Origin of the sequence: Streptomyces sp. NBC_00258 (assembly GCF_036182465.1) — a bacterium.
Classification (GTDB): Bacteria; Actinomycetota; Actinomycetes; order Streptomycetales; family Streptomycetaceae; genus Streptomyces.
The window spans coordinates 7,284,750-7,302,601 of record NZ_CP108081.1; the positions used below are offsets into that span (position 1 = coordinate 7,284,750).

At 69.7% G+C, this 17,852-nt stretch carries 18 protein-coding genes; 13 read left to right on the forward strand and 5 right to left on the reverse strand.

The window, feature by feature from the left end; translation table 11 throughout:
- The first annotated feature begins 58 nt into the window (after positions 1 to 58).
- Complete coding sequence (locus OG718_RS32555; RefSeq protein WP_143642837.1) at positions 59 to 811, forward strand: polyprenol monophosphomannose synthase; 753 nt, start codon at positions 59 to 61, stop codon at positions 809 to 811.
- Positions 812 to 937: 126 nt separating this feature from the next.
- On the opposite strand, the gene OG718_RS32560 is transcribed toward OG718_RS32555, so the two are convergent.
- On the reverse strand, positions 938 to 1,807 hold the full coding sequence (locus OG718_RS32560; RefSeq protein ID WP_143642836.1) for a hypothetical protein: 870 nt from the start codon (positions 1,805 to 1,807) through the stop codon (positions 938 to 940).
- Positions 1,808 to 2,010: 203 nt separating this feature from the next.
- Between OG718_RS32560 and OG718_RS32565 the strand changes: the two genes are divergently transcribed.
- The 4 genes from OG718_RS32565 to glmM all read left to right on the forward strand — a co-directional run bounded on the left by OG718_RS32565 (position 2,011) and on the right by glmM (position 5,949).
- The gene (locus OG718_RS32565) at positions 2,011 to 3,090 is read left to right on the forward strand and encodes a glycosyltransferase family 87 protein (protein ID WP_313904911.1); all 1,080 of its coding nucleotides are present in this window, start codon (positions 2,011 to 2,013) and stop codon (positions 3,088 to 3,090) included.
- Between the two features lie 210 nt (positions 3,091 to 3,300).
- Positions 3,301 to 3,744, forward strand: coding sequence for a 50S ribosomal protein L13 (gene rplM / locus OG718_RS32570; protein WP_055614906.1), 444 nt, complete (start codon positions 3,301 to 3,303; stop codon positions 3,742 to 3,744).
- 42 nt (positions 3,745 to 3,786) lie between these two features.
- Complete coding sequence (rpsI, locus tag OG718_RS32575; protein WP_055614905.1) at positions 3,787 to 4,314, forward strand: 30S ribosomal protein S9; 528 nt, start codon at positions 3,787 to 3,789, stop codon at positions 4,312 to 4,314.
- A 276-nt stretch (positions 4,315 to 4,590) separates the two neighbouring features.
- Positions 4,591 to 5,949 carry a phosphoglucosamine mutase gene (gene glmM, locus OG718_RS32580; protein WP_143642834.1) on the forward strand — a complete coding sequence of 453 codons (1,359 nt, stop codon included), beginning with the start codon at positions 4,591 to 4,593 and terminating at the stop codon, positions 5,947 to 5,949.
- Positions 5,950 to 6,133: 184 nt separating this feature from the next.
- On the opposite strand, the gene OG718_RS32585 is transcribed toward glmM, so the two are convergent.
- Both OG718_RS32585 and coaA read right to left on the reverse strand, forming a co-directional pair.
- Entirely contained in the window at positions 6,134 to 7,063 is a 930-nt protein-coding gene (locus OG718_RS32585; protein WP_328845847.1) for a DUF389 domain-containing protein, read from the reverse strand.
- A gap of 89 nt (positions 7,064 to 7,152) precedes the next feature.
- On the reverse strand, positions 7,153 to 8,142 hold the full coding sequence (gene coaA, locus OG718_RS32590; protein ID WP_143642832.1) for a type I pantothenate kinase: 990 nt from the start codon (positions 8,140 to 8,142) through the stop codon (positions 7,153 to 7,155).
- 210 nt (positions 8,143 to 8,352) lie between these two features.
- On the opposite strand from coaA, the gene OG718_RS32595 reads away from it, so the two are divergent.
- Both OG718_RS32595 and glmS read left to right on the forward strand, forming a co-directional pair.
- The gene (locus OG718_RS32595) at positions 8,353 to 8,601 is read left to right on the forward strand and encodes a hypothetical protein (RefSeq protein WP_306939476.1); all 249 of its coding nucleotides are present in this window, start codon (positions 8,353 to 8,355) and stop codon (positions 8,599 to 8,601) included.
- Between the two features lie 120 nt (positions 8,602 to 8,721).
- Entirely contained in the window at positions 8,722 to 10,569 is a 1,848-nt protein-coding gene (glmS, locus tag OG718_RS32600; protein WP_328845848.1) for a glutamine--fructose-6-phosphate transaminase (isomerizing), read from the forward strand.
- Here the strand turns inward: glmS and OG718_RS32605 are convergent.
- Both OG718_RS32605 and OG718_RS32610 read right to left on the reverse strand, forming a co-directional pair.
- Entirely contained in the window at positions 10,530 to 10,742 is a 213-nt protein-coding gene (locus OG718_RS32605) for a DUF397 domain-containing protein (protein ID WP_260695695.1), read from the reverse strand. The genes glmS and OG718_RS32605 overlap by 40 nt on opposite strands.
- Positions 10,743 to 10,749: 7 nt before the next feature.
- Complete coding sequence (locus OG718_RS32610; protein WP_328845849.1) at positions 10,750 to 11,586, reverse strand: helix-turn-helix domain-containing protein; 837 nt, start codon at positions 11,584 to 11,586, stop codon at positions 10,750 to 10,752.
- A gap of 200 nt (positions 11,587 to 11,786) precedes the next feature.
- On the opposite strand from OG718_RS32610, the gene OG718_RS32615 reads away from it, so the two are divergent.
- The 6 genes from OG718_RS32615 (at position 11,787) to alr (ending at position 17,779) form a co-directional block, all read left to right on the forward strand.
- Positions 11,787 to 12,203: an ATP-binding protein gene (locus OG718_RS32615; RefSeq protein WP_328845850.1), complete on the forward strand. Its 417-nt coding sequence runs from the start codon at positions 11,787 to 11,789 to the stop codon at positions 12,201 to 12,203.
- Between the two features lie 80 nt (positions 12,204 to 12,283).
- Positions 12,284 to 13,225, forward strand: a complete 942-nt coding sequence (locus OG718_RS32620) for a hypothetical protein (RefSeq protein WP_328845851.1) — start codon at positions 12,284 to 12,286, stop codon at positions 13,223 to 13,225.
- 81 nt (positions 13,226 to 13,306) lie between these two features.
- Entirely contained in the window at positions 13,307 to 13,678 is a 372-nt protein-coding gene (locus tag OG718_RS32625) for a holo-ACP synthase (protein ID WP_328845852.1), read from the forward strand.
- Positions 13,679 to 14,096: 418 nt separating this feature from the next.
- Entirely contained in the window at positions 14,097 to 15,533 is a 1,437-nt protein-coding gene (locus OG718_RS32630) for an NAD(P)H-hydrate dehydratase (protein ID WP_328845853.1), read from the forward strand.
- 156 nt (positions 15,534 to 15,689) lie between these two features.
- Entirely contained in the window at positions 15,690 to 16,592 is a 903-nt protein-coding gene (locus OG718_RS32635; protein WP_328845854.1) for a L,D-transpeptidase family protein, read from the forward strand.
- A gap of 35 nt (positions 16,593 to 16,627) precedes the next feature.
- Positions 16,628 to 17,779 carry an alanine racemase gene (gene alr / locus OG718_RS32640; RefSeq protein WP_143642822.1) on the forward strand — a complete coding sequence of 384 codons (1,152 nt, stop codon included), beginning with the start codon at positions 16,628 to 16,630 and terminating at the stop codon, positions 17,777 to 17,779.
- The last annotated feature ends 73 nt before the right edge of the window (positions 17,780 to 17,852 follow it).

Below are 17,852 nucleotides of genomic sequence, written 5' to 3' on the forward strand. Positions count from 1 at the left end.
GACGCGGGTCCAGTCCCGCGTCCGGTGGGGGGCGAACAGAGAATGGGGAGGGAAAGAGATGTCGTACGACGTGGGGGCGGACGTGGCTGTCACCGTGGTGATGCCTACGTACAACGAAGCCGCCAATCTGCCGAGAATGGCCGAGGCTGTGCTTCAACTGCCGCTGAACGGACTCCACTTGAAGATAGTGGACGACTCTAGTCCGGATGGTACAGGACGCATCGCCGAGGAGCTGGCGGAGAAGTACAACTGGGACGGGCGGCGCCGGATGAGCGTGCTGCACCGCACCGAGAAGGACGGCCTGGGGCGTGCGTACGTCGCGGGCATGAGCGCCGCCGTCGACGAGGGCGCGCAGTACGTCGTCCAGATGGACGCCGATGGCAGCCACCCCGTGGAAGCGGTCCCACGCATGCTCGGCACCGCCGTGGCCTCGGGTGTCGGCCTGGTCATCGGCAGCCGGTACGTCGAGGGGGGCCAGCTCGACGACGACTGGGGCGCGCACCGCGTGCTGCTGTCCCGCTTCGCCAACCGCTACGCGCGTACGGTGCTCGGCACGAAGATCCGTGACATCACGGCGGGCTTCAACCTGTGGTCGGCCCAGACCCTGCGCGACGTCGACCTGCACTCCCTGGACAGCGCCGGCTACAGCTTCCAGGTCGAGCTCAAGTTCAAGGCCGTACGGGCCGGTCACGCCGCCGTCGAGATCCCGATCCGCTTCGAGGAGCGGACCGAGGGCGTCTCGAAGATGACCCTGCGTACGCAGCTGGAGTCGGCCGTGGTGCCGGTGAAGCTGCGGCTCAAGCACAAGTAGGCATGCGCGCAGGTGAGCGTGCAGAAGTGCGAGCAGCAGTAGGCGAGTAGAGACGAGGACGGCGGCCTGCCGGGGGGCGGGCCGCCGTTCCGTTCTCCGGCGGCCGTTCCGCCGGTCGAACGAGGTCTACTGGTTGGCGGCCGCCGACGCCTGGGCCTCGCCGCGGCGGTGGATCTGCCGGAACGTGAACTCGGCCAGGTCGTCACCGGTGGTGAAGACCTTGGAGTCCTTCTGGGTCACGTCCTTGCCGTTGGTGAAGCCGGCGACCGTGAAGTACGTGTAGCGGCCGTACGAGTTGGTGGTCGAGCGGCAGATCGCCGAGCGGCAGAAGGTGGGAACGCCCTCGCCGGCCAGGGACTGGACGACGCTCTTGTCGTCGGCGTCGTTCTTCGCCTTGAGGGCCTGGCCCTCGGCGTCGAAGACGGCCACGCCCACCGTCACGGCGATCCCGTCCTTCGTGTACGTGACGCGCATGAACCGGGTGCAGTCGTTCTTGGTGAGAACCGGGCCGAGCGTGCCCTGGGCGGCCGAGGCGCAGTTCTTCGTGGACGCCATCGCGCCCTTCTTGTAGACGGTCTCGCCCATCGTCAGCTGCGTACCCGGGAAGAGCAGGTCCGGGGCGAGCGGCGCGGTGTCCTTCTTGACGTTGCCTATGAAGTCCTTCGGATCCAGCGGCGGCGGCGCCGAGGTCTCCTCGAAGGACGGGCCGGTGCCCGTGGTGTCCGACGGGATGGCCGCGGACGTGGGCAACTCGGAGGCAGGCTTGTTCGACGCCTGTCCGTTGCCGTCCGTCGAGACCACGGCCATGGCCACGGCGGTGCCGACCGCGACCGTGGCGAGCGCGCCTCCGCCGATCAGCAGCCATCTGCGGCGCCGGTTGCGCGTTTCGGACGCCTCGGCCAGCGCAGCCCAGTCGGGTGACTGACCGCCCCACTGCGGCGGCTGAGAACCTGATCCCCCGGAACCCCACTGGGGTCCCCCCTGCCCAAAGCTCATGGGGCGCATCTTAGACGGGACATGGGGCGTGCTGGTCCGTCTCCAGCACCACCGGAACCCCTAGCGTGTCAAGCGTGAATGAGGCCAAAGGGGGCATCTCAGGGTGGTTGGTACGAGCCGCGTCCTGGCACGCGTGGGTCGTTCTGGGGGTCGCGCTCTGTGCCGGCGCGGCCGAGACGTCCCTGCGTACACGGGATGGGGGTATGGACAACGCCATCGTCGTACGTGCCGCGAAGGCCTGGCTCGACGGTGGATCCCCGTATGACGATCCGCACTTCCTTTATTTGCCGGGAGCCGTGCCGGCCGCCGTCCCGCTGGCCCTTTTGCCCTGGGGTGTACTGCGTCTCCTCGTCCCCCTCGCCGTCACCGGCGGGCTCGTCGCCGGCTGGGCGTGCGCGCTGCGGCTGTACGGCGTCCCGTGGCGCAGCCGTTTCGCCGTGCTCGGCCTGACCGGGCTCGCCCTCGGGTTCGCGCCCTTCGGGCATCTCGTGCGGCTCGGGAACTGGACCGTCGTCGCGGTCGTGGCCCTGCCGTTCGCCCTGCTCCTCGCGAGCCGGGGGAGGTGGGGTGCGGCGGGGGCCGTGATCGGTGCCACGATCGCCGTGAAACCGCTGCTGGTGCCTCTTGTGCTGCTCTTCGTCTTCGCGCGGCGGTGGCGGGGGCTCGGGGCGGTGCTTCTCGTGCCCGCGGTGGTCTCCGGGGGCGCGGCGCTGCTGATGCCGGATCCCGCGGGGTTCTTCACGCGGACGCTGCCGTTTCTGCTGCGGGGGGACGACACGTTCGTACGGCTCTATGAGGCGTCTCCCGCGGCTGTGCTGCCGCGGGTGGGGGTGCCGGAGGGGGGTGCGGTGCTGTTGGCCTGCGGCGCCGCGGGGGTCGGGGTGTGGTGTGCGTATCGGTGCTGGCGGCGGGAGGGGAAGGTCGTGGACACGGGGGTGATGCTGATGCTGTCGGCGTTTCTGGTGTCCCGGCCCTCGTACGACCACTATCTGCTGGTGGTTGTGCCGGTGCTGCTTGCGGGGGTTCTGGAGGCGGGGAGCGTGGCTCGGGGGCCGTGGTTCTGGGTGGCGCTGGTGCCGCAGGTTCCAGGGCTCGCCCTGCCCTACCTGGAGCCCGTGACCCGGCGGGCTTTCCGGGACTCGCTTACTCTTTGCCTGCTGGCGGGTGCCGTTGCCTTGAGGTTGGTTTCACGGGCGCCCGGAGCCAGGGGCTGTGCCCACCAGTCCCGCTCTGCGGGACGCCTGCCCACAGCCGCGGGGGCTGGGCGGCGTCACTCGTTTTGACCCTTCCGGGGCGGCGCGAGTACTCTTGCACTTCGTTATGCGTATCGGCTTGGTCGTTCTCACGCGAGGGGCCCTTACGTAGGTTCCCTGGAGCAGTTACCAGTGGGCGGCATACGGGCAGCGTCCCCGGCATTGTCGTCCCCAGCTGCACGATCGCTTCAGTGATGCCATGTGTCAGGACCCATCCACTGAAGAAGCGAAGGCTACGAAGTGCGTACGTTCAGCCCCAAGCCCGGCGACATCACTCGCCAGTGGTATGTCATTGACGCTCAGGATGTCGTCCTGGGCCGTCTGGCGACCACCGCCGCGAACATCCTCCGGGGCAAGCACAAGCCGATTTACGCCCCCCACGTCGACGCTGGTGACTTCGTCATCATCATCAACGCCGACAAGGTGCACCTCTCCGGCAACAAGAAGACCCAGAAGCTGGCGTACCGCCACTCCGGTTACCCGGGTGGTCTGCGCTCCGTCCGTTACGACGAGCTGCTGGCGAAGAACCCCGAGAAGGCCGTCGAGAAGGCCATCAAGGGCATGATCCCCAAGAACACCCTGGGCCGTCAGGTGCTCTCGAAGCTGAAGGTCTACTCGGGCGACCAGCACCCGCACGCTGCTCAGCAGCCGGTGCCGTTCGAGATCACCCAGGTCGCGCAGTAGTTCCGGCCACCCCCTAAGACGAAAAAGAATCTGAGGAGAATCGTGGCCGAGACCACCGTTGAGCAGCCGGTCGAAGAGACTGAGACCGAGCTCGTCGACGTCGAGCAGTACACCACCGAGTCCGAGGTCCCCGTCGAGGGCGAGTACACCTCGGAGTCCCTCGCCGGCCGCTTCGGCGACCCGCAGCCGGCCGCCGGCCTGGGCCGTCGCAAGAACGCCATCGCCCGCGTCCGGATCGTCCCGGGCTCCGGTAAGTGGAAGATCAACGGTCGCACCCTTGAGGACTACTTCCCCAACAAGGTGCACCAGCAGGAAGTCAACGAGCCCTTCAAGGTGCTCGAGCTCGACGACCGCTACGACGTTGTCGCCCGCATCTCGGGTGGCGGCGTCTCCGGTCAGGCCGGAGCCCTGCGCCTCGGCGTGGCCCGCGCGCTGAACGAGGCGGACGTGGACAACAACCGCGGCGCCCTGAAGAAGGCCGGATTCCTCAAGCGTGACGACCGTGCGGTCGAGCGCAAGAAGGCCGGTCTCAAGAAGGCCCGTAAGGCCCCGCAGTACAGCAAGCGCTAAATATCGCTCAGCTGTTTTGCACGAAACGCCCCGGCGGCACGTTCTGTGCCGCCGGGGCGTTCGTTTACCACAACCTTGGAACAGGTCCGGAAGTCTGCCTTGAGAGAGGCCTGCAAGGCGGCAGCCTTGCGACGGACCTGGGAGATATACAGGTCCGGGGGATATACCTGACAGGGGTCGTAGCCGGACCCTGACAAGGGCCGCAGCCGGACCCCGGCCCGAGCCGCACGTTTCTGAGTAAGCCTGAGCAAGCCTGAGCAAGTTCGGAGGACACCAGTGGGACGACTCTTCGGGACGGACGGCGTACGTGGTGTCGCCAACGCGGATCTGACGGCCGAGCTCACGCTCGGCCTCTCCGTGGCGGCGGCGCACGTACTGGCCGAAGCGGGAACCTTCGAAGGCCACCGGCCGACGGCGGTGGTCGGACGGGACCCGCGCGCGTCCGGGGAGTTCCTGGAGGCCGCCGTGGTCGCGGGCCTCGCCAGCGCGGGCGTGGACGTCCTGCGCGTCGGTGTCCTGCCGACCCCCGCGGTGGCGCATCTCACCGGTGCGCTCGGCGCCGACCTCGGTGTGATGCTCTCCGCCAGCCACAACGCCATGCCGGACAACGGCATCAAGTTCTTCGCCCGCGGCGGACACAAGCTCGCCGACGAGCTGGAGGACCGGATCGAGGCCGTCTACGAGGAGCACCGCACCGGCGCTCCCTGGGACCGGCCCACCGGCTCGGGCGTCGGCCGCGTCCGCTCGTACGAGGAGGGCTTCGACCAGTACGTCGCCCATCTCCTCACGGCCGTTCCGAACCGTCTGGACGGTCTGAAGGTCGTCCTCGACGAGGCGCACGGCGCGGCCGCGCGGGTCTCGCCCGAGGCCTTCACCCGCGCGGGCGCCGAGATCGTCACGATCGGTGCCGACCCGGACGGGCTCAACATCAACGACGGGTGCGGCTCGACCCACCTCGGCCTGCTGAAGGCCGCCGTCATCGAGCACGGGGCCGCTCTCGGCATCGCGCACGACGGTGACGCCGACCGGTGCCTCGCCGTGGACCACACGGGTGCCGAGGTCGACGGCGACCAGATCCTCGCCGTGCTCGCGCTCGCGATGCGGGAACGCTCCGAGCTGCGGTCCGACACCGTGGTCGCCACGGTCATGTCGAACCTCGGGTTCAAACTCGCCATGGAGCGTGAGGGGCTGTCCCTCGTGCAGACGGCGGTCGGGGACCGGTACGTGCTGGAGGAGATGAAGGAGCACGGGTTCGCACTCGGCGGCGAGCAGTCCGGGCACGTGATCATCCTTGACCACGCGACCACGGGCGACGGGACGTTGACCGGGCTGTTGCTCGCGGCGCGGATCGCTCAGACCGGTCGTACGCTCCGGGAACTCGCCTCTGTGATGGAGCGGTTGCCGCAGGTTCTCATCAACGTGCCCGATGTCGACCGGGCTCGGGTGGGGACGTCTGCCGAGTTGGCTGCGGCCGTTACTGAGGCCGAGCGGGAACTCGGGGCCACCGGGCGGGTGTTGCTGCGGCCTTCCGGGACCGAGCCGTTGGTTCGGGTGATGGTCGAGGCGGCGGACATTGATCAGGCTCGGTCTGTGGCTGGGCGGCTGGCCGATGCGGTGAAGTCTGCGCTTGGCTGATCTTTGGGCCGCGTAGGGGGTGGGGGAGCTGTTCGTTGCGGGGTGCGGGTTCGTTGTGGCTGGTCGCGCAGTTCCCCGCGCCCCTGAAAGCCAAAAGATTGCGCAGTTCCCCGCGCCCCCAACCCCAAAGGCCGCGCAGTTCCCCGTGGCCCCAACCCCAAGGCCGCGCCGTTCCCCTCGCCCCTTAAGGGCGTGCCTTCTGTCTTGACCAGAGCCATTTCTGGGCCAGGAGGGTCAGCGTTCCTGCCAGGACGATGCCCAGGAGGTTCAGGAGGAGCTGGTTCGTTGAGCCGATCGTTTGGGTGGTGTCTCCGTAGCTGAGGGCCACGGCCGCGTTGGCGGCTGCCGGGACCGTGGTGACGGAGATGGCCACGCCGACCAGGAGGCCCGACTTGGCCGAGGTCAGGGAGAGGGTGCCGGCGATGCCCGCGAGGACCGCCACGACGAACGAGAACGCGTCGGGGGCGTAGACGAAGGCCGTGTTCGGGCGGTCGCCCTCCAACTGGGCCTCGCTGAACAGGCCGAGGCCGTCCATGAAGAGACTGAAGCCGACCGTCACCGCCATCGCCACGGCGAAGCCCACCAGCAGCGCGATGAGTGAGCGCAGGGCCAGGCGCGGGTGACGCTGGACCAGGGCCGTGCTGAAGCCGGCCAGCGGGCCGAACTCCGGGCCCACCGCCATCGCGCCCACGATCAGGATCGCGTTGTCGAGGACCACACCGCACGCCGCGATCATCGTGGCGAGCGTGATGAAGGCGATGTACGTGACCGAGAGCGTCGACTCCTCGTGCGTCGCGTCCGCCAGGTGCTCCCACAGGACCGCGTCCGCGCCCTCGCCGGGCGCGTCGTCCGCCGCCTTGTCGGCGCGCGTCGACAGCGACAGGTCGATGTTCTCGACGGCGATCGAACCGTGCGTGTCGATCTCCAACTCGCGCAGCCCGCCGATCAGTTCGTCGCCCGCCTCGCGCGCCACGTCGACCATCACGACGTCGCCCGTGGGGTTGCGGGCGGCACCCGGCACGACACACAGGTGAGTGGTGCCGACCGTCTTCTCGATCAGGCGGACCACGGCGTCGGTCCTGTCGGCCGGGGTGATCAGGCGGAGATGCAGCATGCCCCGCAGAGTAGCCGCGGAGGGTGACGGCCCGGGGCACCGGCCTCGCGGCTCGTGCAGGGCTCGTCAGCAGCTCGCCCACCGCTCGTCTACAGCTTGCGCAGGCTCAGTTTCTGCACCTTGTGGTCCGGGCCCTTGCGCACGACGAGGGTGGCGCGGCCGCGGGTCGGGGCCACGTTCTCCAGGAGGTTGACCTTGTTGATGGTCCGCCAGGTCGTCCGGGCGTAGTCGAGGGCCTCGTCCTCGGAGACCTGCGTGTACTTGCGGAAGTACGAGGACGGGTTCTGGAACGCCGTCTCGCGCAGCCTGCGGAAACGGTTCAGGTACCAGCTCTCGATGTCCTCGGCCCGCGCGTCCACGTACACGCTGAAGTCGAAGTAGTCGGCGAGGCCGACCCGGGTGCGGCCGTCCTTGCCGGGCAGGGCGGGCTGCAGGACGTTCAGGCCCTCGACGATCAGGATGTCCGGGCGGCGGACGGTGAGCCGCGCGCCGGGGACGATGTCGTAGATGAGGTGCGAGTAGACGGGGGCCGTCACCTCGTCCTTGCCCGCCTTGATGTCCGCGACGAAACGGGTCAGCGCCCGGCGGTCGTACGACTCCGGGAAGCCCTTCCTCGACATCAGGCCGCGGGCCTGGAGCTCCTTGGTCGGCAGCAGGAAGCCGTCCGTGGTGACCAGCTCCACTCGCGGGTGCTCGGGCCAGCGGGACAGCAGGGCCTGCAGGAGGCGCGCGACGGTGGACTTGCCTACGGCGACCGAGCCCGCGACGCCTATCACGAACGGCGTACCGGACTGGGAGCCCTTCTCGCCGAGGAACGTGTTCAGGGCGCCGCGCAGGCCGTCGGTCGCGCCCACGTAGAGGTTGAGGAGCCGGGAGAGCGGCAGATAGATGTCCCGCACCTCATCGAGGTCGATGACATCGCCCAGGCCACGCAGCTTCTCCACCTCCTCGGCGGTCAGCGGCAGCGGAGTCTTCTCACGCAGCGCGCTCCACTCCGAGCGGGTGAGGTCGAGGTAGGGAGTCGCCTCCGGCCTGGGCCGGTGGGCGCTCCGCGGCAACGAGGAGACCGGTGAGATCACAGTTCATTGTTACGGGAGTTTGAACGGGGTGGCGGGTGGAGTCCGTCACGTCGGTGTTCTCTACACACGTCCACCGCGGTGTCTACTCGCGTTCGACGGGTGTGTCTACACGCGTCCGGAGGTCTGGACCGCGTGACCGTACGGGGATAGCGTCCGCCCATCCGGGAGCGAGCCGCCTTCCGGTGTTCTGGGGGGTTTGGGGTGGTCGTCATGGCCGTGCGTTTCCGTGTGCGTGGATTCGGCAGACGCAGACCCGGGCCGACGGCCGGGGCCCCGTCGCTGGAGCACGAGGGCCGGGTCTGCAGCGAGCTGGCAGTCGACCTGCCGGACGAGGACCTGGGGGAGTACCTCTACGACTGCATCGACCTGTACGAGATGGGCAGCAAGCCGCGCTGCGAGGAGGTCGAGTACCTGGGGATGGTCCAGGAGGCGATCGACCGGATCGAGCGGGGCGAATAGGCGGGGCGAACAGCGGGGAGCAGGGGAGCAAGGGGCAGGCAGGGGGCTCCCCGGCGGGAATTTCCGATATCGGGCACGCGGTACCGGGGTGGGGCGTGCGTCGGCATCTAGGCTGCCGCCATGTGCGGAATCGTGGGATACGTGGGGTCGCAGTCGGCGCTCGATGTGGTGGTGGCCGGACTGAAGCGGCTGGAGTACCGGGGTTACGACTCGGCGGGCGTCGCGGTGCTCGCGGACGGTGGGATGGCGGCGGCGAAGAAGGCCGGGAAGCTCGCCAACCTGGAGAAGGAGCTGGTCGAGCGGCCGTTGCCGACCGGGTCCACGGGCATCGGGCACACGCGGTGGGCCACCCATGGCGGACCGACCGACGCGAACGCCCATCCTCACCTCGACAACGCGGGGCGGGTCGCCGTCGTCCACAACGGCATCATCGAGAACTTCGCCGCGCTGCGCGCCGAGTTGGCGGAGCGGGGGCATGAGCTGACCTCCGAGACCGACACCGAGGTCGTCGCGCACCTGCTCGCCGAGGAGTTCTCCGCGTGCGCCGACCTCGCCGAGGCCATGCGGCTGGTGTGCCGGCGGCTGGAGGGCGCCTTCACGCTGGTCGCCGTCCACGCCGATGAGCCGGATGTCGTCGTTGGGGCGCGGCGCAACTCGCCGCTCGTGGTCGGGGTCGGGGAGGGCGAGGCGTTTCTGGCCTCCGATGTCGCCGCGTTCATCGCGCACACCCGGTCCGCCATCGAGCTCGGGCAGGACCAGGTGGTCGAGCTGCGGCGGGACGGGGTGAGCGTCACCGGGTTCGACGGGCGGCCCGCCGAGGTGCGGCCGTACCACGTCGACTGGGACGTGTCCGCCGCCGAGAAGGGCGGCTACGACTACTTCATGCTCAAGGAGATCGCCGAGCAGCCGAAGGCCGTCGCCGACACGCTGCTCGGGCGCATCGACGCGAGCGGGGCTCTCTCGCTCGACGAGGTCCGGATCTCTCCGAGCGAGCTGCGGGAGGTCGACAAGGTCGTGGTGGTGGCCTGCGGGACCGCCTTCCACGCCGGGCTGATCGCCAAGTACGCCATCGAGCACTGGACCCGGATCCCGTGCGAGGTGGAACTCGCGAGCGAGTTCCGGTACCGGGATCCGATCCTGGACGCGCGGACGCTGGTGATCGCCATCTCGCAGTCCGGCGAGACCATGGACACGCTGATGGCGCTTCGGCACGCGCGGGAGCAGGGGGCCAGGGTGCTGGCCGTCTGCAACACGAACGGGTCGACGATTCCGCGGGAGTCCGACGCGGTGCTGTACACGCATGCGGGGCCGGAGGTCGCGGTCGCCTCGACGAAGGCATTTCTGACGCAGCTCGTGGCCTGCTATCTGGTCGCGCTGTATCTGGGACAGGTGCGGGGCACGAAGTGGGGGGACGAGATCCAGGCCGTCGTACGCGACCTCTCGCGGATCTCGTGCGAGGTCGAGCGGGTGCTGGAGACGATGGAGCCGGTGCGGGAGTTGGCCCGGTCGCTGGCCGGGAAGAACACCGTGCTGTTCCTGGGGCGGCATGTGGGGTATCCGGTGGCCCTGGAGGGTGCGCTCAAGCTCAAGGAGCTCGCCTACATGCACGCCGAGGGCTTTGCGGCGGGGGAGTTGAAGCACGGGCCGATCGCTCTGATCGAGGAGGATCTGCCGGTGGTTGTCGTTGTGCCGTCGCCTCGGGGGCGGTCCGTGCTGCACGACAAGATCGTGTCCAACATCCAGGAGATCCGGGCTCGGGGGGCGCGGACCATCGTGATCGCGGAGGAGGGGGACGAGGCGGTCGTCCCGTACGCGGATCACCTGATCCGGATCCCGGCCACCCCGACGTTGCTTCAGCCGCTGGTGGCGACTGTGCCGTTGCAGGTGTTCGCGTGTGAGCTGGCGACGGCTCGCGGCAACGAGGTGGATCAGCCGCGGAACCTGGCGAAGTCGGTGACGGTGGAGTAGGGCGACTTCAGCGCCTCTATGAAGGGGGTGAAGGCTCCGGCCGGGAAGGTGAGGGTTGCCCTGGCCGGGGTCTTGGAGTCGCGGACGGCCACCTGGGTGGGGGAGTTGGCTATCTCTACGCAGGCGTTCCCGTCGCCTTCGCCCGAGTAGGACGACTTCCGCCAGTTGTCCACAGGTGCCTCACAGCTCTCTCGCCAGCTCGTGGATAAAGTCGCGCGATCGTACGGGGTCGATTGATACGGCCTCCACCATACGGAAGCGCGTTCGATAGATGTTGAGCTGGGCTTCGGCATCGAGAAGGATCGAGCCATGGGGTGCGTCCCGCACCACCGTGTCCAGCTTGGGCAAGGGCCCGCCCGCGTACGTCATCGTGCTCGACGCCCTGGCGAAGTCGTCCAGGTCGAATGGAATGACACGCACGGTGATGTGGTCCGCTTCGGAGAGTTCGAGGAGCCGGGCGAGTTGGGACTTCGAGGTGGCACGGTCGCTGACCCTGATCCGAAGTGCCGCCTCATGAATGACCGCTTCGTACGGGATCGTGTTCTCCTGGCGTGCCTTTCGGTGCCGGATGCGCAATTCAAGCTCTTGGCGGGTGAGCTCGGGCAGCCTGGCCGAGAAGAGGGCACGTGCGTAGTCCTCCGTCTGAAGCAGGCCCGGTACGAACAGCATGTCCACGCTGCGTAGAAAACGGGCGTGGTGCTCCAGCTCGGACAGGTCCAGGAAAGGCTTGGGCAACAGGTCCTGGTACTCCTCCCACCAGCCACGGGTTCGGTCGGTGGCCATCGCGGCCAAGGCGTCGATGAACTCCTTGTCCGTGCAGGCGTAGTGGGATGCGAAGCGGCGTACTCGCTCCTTGCTCACGCCCACGAGTCCAGATTCGATCTGGCTCATCTGGACGCGATTCACCCCGAGTAGTGCTGCTGCTTCGGTGGTGGTGAGTCCTGCCGTCTGGCGGAGCCTGCGCAGTTCGATCGCCAGGCGCATCTGACGTGCGGTTGGTTCGCGCCTCTGGGACATCAACAGCTCCTCGTTCGGGGTCGAATTACGCGATCGGCTTGCTCGGCGTTACATGTTACGCCTACCGTCAGTGATGCGACGCCTACTCTGCGGAACGCCGGGATCCCCGGAAGCGCACCGCCCCGTCCTGCCATGACGGCTGCGGCATGCCACCGCCCGCCCCCTCCCGTAACTCCCCACCACCCGAACGGAGTTCACGCATGCCCGAGAACGAATCCGAACCCTGGGAGTACTCCCTCTACATCCCGAACGACCCCCGAGCCGTCACCATCTGCCGCCGCACGCTCCGGCTGATCCTCACCATGCACGGCCTGATCCGACTCGTCGATGTCGCCGAGCTCCTCGCGACCGAGTTGGTCGCCAACGCCGTATGCCACACGAAGGGACCCGCCGCCCTGCGGGTGCGCTGGTCGGCGGGTGTGCTGCGGATCGGGGCGTGGGACGCCGATCCGGAGCCGCCCGAACCGCCGGGGAAGCTGGAGCAGCTCGGTGAGGCGGAGGAGGGGAGGGGGCTCGCACTGGTCCGCGCGTGCTCGGACCTGTGGGGGTGGCAACCGCTGTCCAGATTCGGCAACCGCGGCAAGTACGTGTGGTGCGAGTTGGCAGCCGTCGCCTGAACGTTTTATCGCCCATCGAAAGGGTGAACGCATCCCGATCGACCGGACAGCCCATCCCTTGATCAACCTAGGTTGCGCACATGGTCACATCAGCTCACGAGGGCATGCACCGCATCTTTCAGGAGCGCCCCGAGATCCTCGGTCCCGTGTTCGGCGTGCTGGGTGTCCCGTTCGCCGTGAAGGCGACCGTCGATGCCGTCACCACGGACGTGACAGAGGCCCGGCCGCTGGAACGCCGCGTGGACACCGTGCTGCGGATCGGCCCGTCCGACGGTGAGGACTTCCTGCTCGCCATCGAGTCGCAGTCGCGCAAGGTCGCCGGCAAGGAGTGGAGTTGGGCGTATTACGTCGCCTACCTCCAGGCGAAGTACGAACTGCCAGTGCTGCTGCTCGTGGTCTGTCAGGACGCGGCCACAGCCAAGTGGGCGACCGGCCCCTTCGACTGCGGCACGCGCGGCTGGACGGCTCTTCGGGTGTATCCACTGGTCGCGGGGCCGGACAACCTGCCGGTGATCACGGATGTCAGGAGCGTGGCCAAGAACCTTCCGCTGGCCGTGCTCTCCGCCCTGGCACACGCCCGCAGCCCCGACTGCGACGCCATACTGGAAGCAATCAGCAGCGCCCTTCAGGAACTCCGGGAAACCGACCCTGACACCGCCGAGTACTTCTTCGACTTCCTGGAAGTCACTCTGGGTAAGACCCCAGCTGGAAAGAAATGGAAGGACATCATGTCGTTCGTCAGCTACTTCCCCGGCCGGGGGACGGTCCGTGAGACGGCCTATCTCGAAGGCGAGGCCAAAGGCGAGGCCAAGGGCAGGGCTGAAGGGGAGGCGAAGGGGATCCTGCTTGTACTGGAGGTGCGCGGCATCCCCGTGCCGACCGACGTGCGCGAGCGCATCACCACCTGTACCGATCTCGACCGCATGGACGCCTGGCTGGAGCGTTCCCGTACGGTCGAGCGGGCCGAGGATCTGTTTGCCGAGGACCCGGAGGTCCCTGGGACCACTCCTGAGCAGGCCTAGCCGTTGGCTGACCAGCAAGACAGCCAACAGGACGAGCCGCCGGAGTGCTTGACCTCTTCTGGCGGATCGTAGAGTCCCCGGATGAGCATCATCGGCGTCGGGATCGACGTAGCTGAGATCGACCGGTTCGCGGCGTCGCTGGAGCGGACGCCCGGGATGGCCGAACGGCTGTTTCTGGAGAGCGAGTTGCTGCTGCCCAGTGGGGAGCGGCGGGGTGTCGCCTCCCTCGCCGCCCGCTTCGCTGCGAAGGAGGCGCTGGCCAAGGCGCTGGGTGCGCCGGGGGGTCTGCGCTGGTCCGATGCCGAGGTCTACGTCGAGGACAGCGGGCAGCCCCGGCTCCGCGTGACGGGAACGGTTGCCGCGCGGGCGGCCGAGCTGGGGGTTCGGTCGTGGCATGTGTCGTTGAGCCATGACGCGGGGGTGGCTTCTGCGGTGGTGATTGCGGAGGGGTAGGGGTGGCTGGGGTGTGTGATTGGCTGCGGGTGGGTGGGGGCTGGTCGCGCAGTTCCTCGCGCCCCTAAAAGATTGCGCAGTTCCCCGCGCCCCTGAAGACACCGGTGGTCGAGGTCTGTTTGCCGCGTGCCCGTCCGCCGTGGTTGCTCGCGCCGTGCCCCTGGCGGGGCACGGGCCGGAGGGGACGTGGCGGGATGTGTGGCCGCAGCTTACGACGACACACGTACGCGGTCAGCGCGGCAAACGGACCTTGCGTCTTGCGCTGCGGACGGACATCCCGACGCGGCCCCGCACCCGACTGACGAGCCGAAACCCCCACCCACCCAGGGGCGCGGGGAACTGCGCGATCAGCCACAACGCACCCGCACCCGACGTACCGGCTCGGCGCGCAGCCGCGGAATGCGGGAAACTCGGGGCCATGCGTACTGCGTACAGCGTGGAGACGGTGAGGGCCGCCGAGCGGGAGCTGATGGCACGGCTGCCGGACGGGGCCTTGATGCAGCGGGCGGCAGCCGGACTGGCCGCGGCCTGCGCCGAGTTGCTGGGGCGGGTGTACGGCAGCCGGGTCGTCCTGCTGGTCGGCAGCGGCGACAACGGCGGCGATGCCCTCTACGCCGGGGCCCGGCTGGCCCGCCGCGGTGCCGGCGTCGTAGCCGTGCTGCTCGCGCCCGACAGGACCCACGCCGGCGGGCTCGCGGCTCTGCGCCGGGCCGGCGGCACCGCGGTGCGAGGGGCGGACGCGGCCGAGGCACCGATCCGTCGTGCCGACCTCGTCGTCGACGGCATCGTCGGCATCGGCGGGAAGGGCGGCCTCCGGCCGGACGCCGCGCCCCTCGCGGACCTCGCCCGCGAATCCCGCGCCGCCGTCGTGGCTGTCGACCTGCCCAGCGGCGTCGAGGCCGACAGCGGGGAAGTACGGGGCGCCGCCGTGCGCGCCGATCTGACCGTGACCTTCGGGACGCACAAGCCCGGGCTGCTCGTCGATCCCGCGAAGGAGTACGCCGGGTCCGTGCGGCTCGTCGACATCGGGCTCTCGTTGCCCGACGAGGCCGAGCTGGAGGCCCTGCAGCACGCCGACGTGGCCGCGCTGCTGCCCGTGCCCGGGGCCGAGAGCGACAAGTACCGGCGCGGGGTGGTGGGAATCGTGGCCGGGTCCGCCCGGTACCCCGGTGCGGCCGTGCTGGCCGTCGCCGGGGCCCTGCGGGGCGGGGCCGGGGCCGTACGGTACGTCGGGCCTGCCGGGGACGCGGTGATCGCGCGGTTCCCGGAGACGCTGGTGTCGGACGGTTCGCCCGAGCGGGCCGGCCGGGTGCAGGCCTGGGTCGCGGGGCCGGGGGTCGGCGAGGACGCCGATTCCGTGGCGGCCGTGCTGAAGTCGGACGTGCCGGTCCTCGTGGACGCCGATGGGCTGCGGCTCGCGGACCGGGGCGTCGTGCGGGCCCGGACCGCGCCCACGCTGCTCACGCCGCACGCCGGTGAGGCCGCCGCGCTGCTCGGGGTCTCGCGGGACGAGGTCGAGGGGGCGCGGCTGGCCTCCGTACGGGAACTCGCGGCGGCGTACGGGGCGACCGTGCTGCTCAAGGGGTCCACCACCTTGGTGGCCGAGCCCGGTGGTGGGGCCGTGCGCGTGAATTCCACCGGTACGTCCTGGCTCGCCACCGCGGGGAGCGGGGACGTGCTGTCGGGGCTGACCGGGTCGCTGCTCGCCGCCGGGCTCGGGGCGCAGGACGCCGGCAGCGTGGGGGCGTATCTCCACGGGCTGGCGGGGCGGTTCGCGGCGGACGGGGCGCCCGTGGGGGCGTACGACGTGGCCGACGCGGTACGGGAGGCCTGGCGGGACGTCATGGAGAGCTGAGACGCTCCCGCATTTCCGTCGCGCCTCGCCGCACTTCTGTCCCACCTCACCGCCTACCCGTCCCGCCTCGCCGCGTACTCCGTACGCGTGCGCACAACGGGCGACCCTTCCGCGCGGCTGAAGCCCGTACGCCGCCCCGGGGGTTTCGCTGGGGGCATGGTCCGTCAGAGAACCGTTGCCGTGTTGGTCGCCGTCATCACGGCGCTGTCCGTGCCGGGGGCCGTCGCGGAGCCTCCGCCCGCCCCCGGCGCCTCCGGGGTTCCCGCGCCGCTGAGTGAGCTGGTGCCCGGGGTACCCCCTGGGCCGTCCCAGCCTTGGCAGTTGGACACTCCCGACCAGGCGCTGGCCCCGAAGGTCTACACGCCGAGCGCCGACGAGGACGCCATCGAGCCGCGCGACGCCGCCGCTGAGAGCGACGAGCTGATCGAGTACGTACCGCTGAGCGACGCGGTGGCGCGGCAGTCCGGGGTCGTGGCGTGCAGCAGGCAGACCGGGCCGTACCAGCGGCAGGTCGAGGGGTGGCTGCGGCTCAGGGTGGACGGGAGGCAGTCGGCGAACGACTGCCTGGCCATCCGGGCCTTTCAGGTCAGGCACGGGATCCGGCCCGACAGCGGCTTCGCCGGGCCCGTGACCTGGGCGCGGATGCAGCTCCTGTCGGCCGCGAAGAACCCGAACGCCGCCGGGAAGTGTCCCGTACGGGCCTACCGGGTCGCCTGTGTCGACCTCACCCGGCAGCTGACCTGGGTGCAGAAGGGGACGAAGGTGCTGTTCGGGCCCGTGCCGATCCGCAGCGGCAAGGCCGGTTACCGGACCAGGGGCGGCTGGCACCGCGTCTACTGGAAGCACAAGAACCACTGGTCGACGCTCTACAACACCCCCATGCCGTACAGCCAGTTCTTCAGCGGCGGCCAGGCCTTCCACGGCATCTACGGCAGCGTCTACAACCCGCCCGGCTCGATGGGCTGCGTGAACATGCGGATCGCCGACGCCCGCACCCTGTGGGGCGTGCTCTACAAGGGCGACAGCGTGTACGTGTGGGGCCGCAGGCCCGGTACCTGAGGGCTGTGTCCGACCCCTCTGAGACACTGGGCGCGATGACTGAAACTGCACCCGCGCGGGCCCGCGCCGAGATCGACCTGGCCGCACTGCGGGCCAATGTGCGGGCTCTGCGTGCCCAGGCGCCGACCGCCGCCCTCATGGCGGTGGTCAAGTCCGACGCGTACGGACACGGCGCGCTCCCGTGCGCCCGCGCGGCCCTGGAGGCGGGCGCGACCTGGCTGGGCACGGCCACGCCCGAGGAGGCCCTGGCGCTGCGCGCGGCCGGACTGCCGGGCCGGATCATGTGCTGGCTGTGGACCCCGGGCGGGCCCTGGCGGGCGGCCGTCGAGGCCGATCTGGACCTGGGGATCAGCGGGGTGTGGGCGCTGCGGGAGGCCGTGGAGGCCGCGCGTGTGTCCGGTCGAGCCGCTCGCGTCCAGCTGAAGGCCGACACGGGGCTCGGGCGGAACGGGTGCCAGCCCGCCGACTGGCCCGAGCTCGTGGCCGAAGCCCTGCGCGCCGAGGCCGAGGGGCTCGTCCGGGTCACCGGTCTGTGGTCCCACTTCGCCTGCGCCGACGAGCCCGGTCATCCCTCCGTCCAGGCCCAGCTCAGCAGCTTCCGCGAGATGCTGGCCTACGCGGAGGGGCAGGGCGTCCGCCCCGAGGTCCGGCACATCGCCAACTCGCCCGCCACGCTCACGCTCCCCGAGAGCCACTTCGACCTCGTACGGACCGGGATCGCGGTGTACGGCGTCTCGCCCAGTCCCGAGCTGGGCACCCCGGCCGACCTCGGGCTGCGCCCGGTGATGACCCTGTCGGCGTCGCTGGCGCTGGTGAAGCACGTACCGGCCGGGCACGGTGTCAGTTACGGACACCACTACGTCACGGCGGGCGACACGACCCTCGGCCTGGTGCCCGTCGGGTACGCGGACGGCATCCCGCGCCACGCCTCCGGCACCGGACCCGTCCTGGTCGCCGGCAAGTGGCGGACGGTCGCGGGACGGGTCGCGATGGACCAGTTCGCGGTCGACCTCGGCGGGGACGAGCCACCGGTCGGCGAGCGAGTGGTCCTCTTCGGCCCCGGCGACCACGGCGAGCCCACCGCCGAGGACTGGGCCCAGGCGGTCGGCACGATCGCCTACGAAATCGTCACCCGGATCGGAACCCGGGTGCCGCGCGTTTACGTGAATACCGAACAAGCGGGGTAACCGCATAGATGCCGGGCACGGCATCGCGGGAACCGGCAGCACGACCGGCACCAAGAGTGACAGCGACAGCAAC

Coding starts and splice junctions, on each gene's coding strand:
- OG718_RS32555 (WP_143642837.1), top strand. CDS start 59: ATGTCGTACGACGTGGGGGCGGACGTGGCTGTCACCGTGGTGATGCCT.
- OG718_RS32560 (WP_143642836.1), bottom strand. CDS start 1,807: ATGAGCTTTGGGCAGGGGGGACCCCAGTGGGGTTCCGGGGGATCAGGT.
- OG718_RS32565 (WP_313904911.1), top strand. CDS start 2,011: ATGGACAACGCCATCGTCGTACGTGCCGCGAAGGCCTGGCTCGACGGT.
- OG718_RS32585 (WP_328845847.1), bottom strand. CDS start 7,063: ATGCTGCATCTCCGCCTGATCACCCCGGCCGACAGGACCGACGCCGTG.
- OG718_RS32595 (WP_306939476.1), top strand. CDS start 8,353: ATGGCCGTGCGTTTCCGTGTGCGTGGATTCGGCAGACGCAGACCCGGG.
- glmS (WP_328845848.1), top strand. CDS start 8,722: ATGTGCGGAATCGTGGGATACGTGGGGTCGCAGTCGGCGCTCGATGTG.
- OG718_RS32610 (WP_328845849.1), bottom strand. CDS start 11,586: ATGTCCCAGAGGCGCGAACCAACCGCACGTCAGATGCGCCTGGCGATC.
- OG718_RS32615 (WP_328845850.1), top strand. CDS start 11,787: ATGCCCGAGAACGAATCCGAACCCTGGGAGTACTCCCTCTACATCCCG.
- OG718_RS32620 (WP_328845851.1), top strand. CDS start 12,284: ATGGTCACATCAGCTCACGAGGGCATGCACCGCATCTTTCAGGAGCGC.
- OG718_RS32625 (WP_328845852.1), top strand. CDS start 13,307: ATGAGCATCATCGGCGTCGGGATCGACGTAGCTGAGATCGACCGGTTC.
- OG718_RS32630 (WP_328845853.1), top strand. CDS start 14,097: ATGCGTACTGCGTACAGCGTGGAGACGGTGAGGGCCGCCGAGCGGGAG.
- OG718_RS32635 (WP_328845854.1), top strand. CDS start 15,690: ATGGTCCGTCAGAGAACCGTTGCCGTGTTGGTCGCCGTCATCACGGCG.
- alr (WP_143642822.1), top strand. CDS start 16,628: ATGACTGAAACTGCACCCGCGCGGGCCCGCGCCGAGATCGACCTGGCC.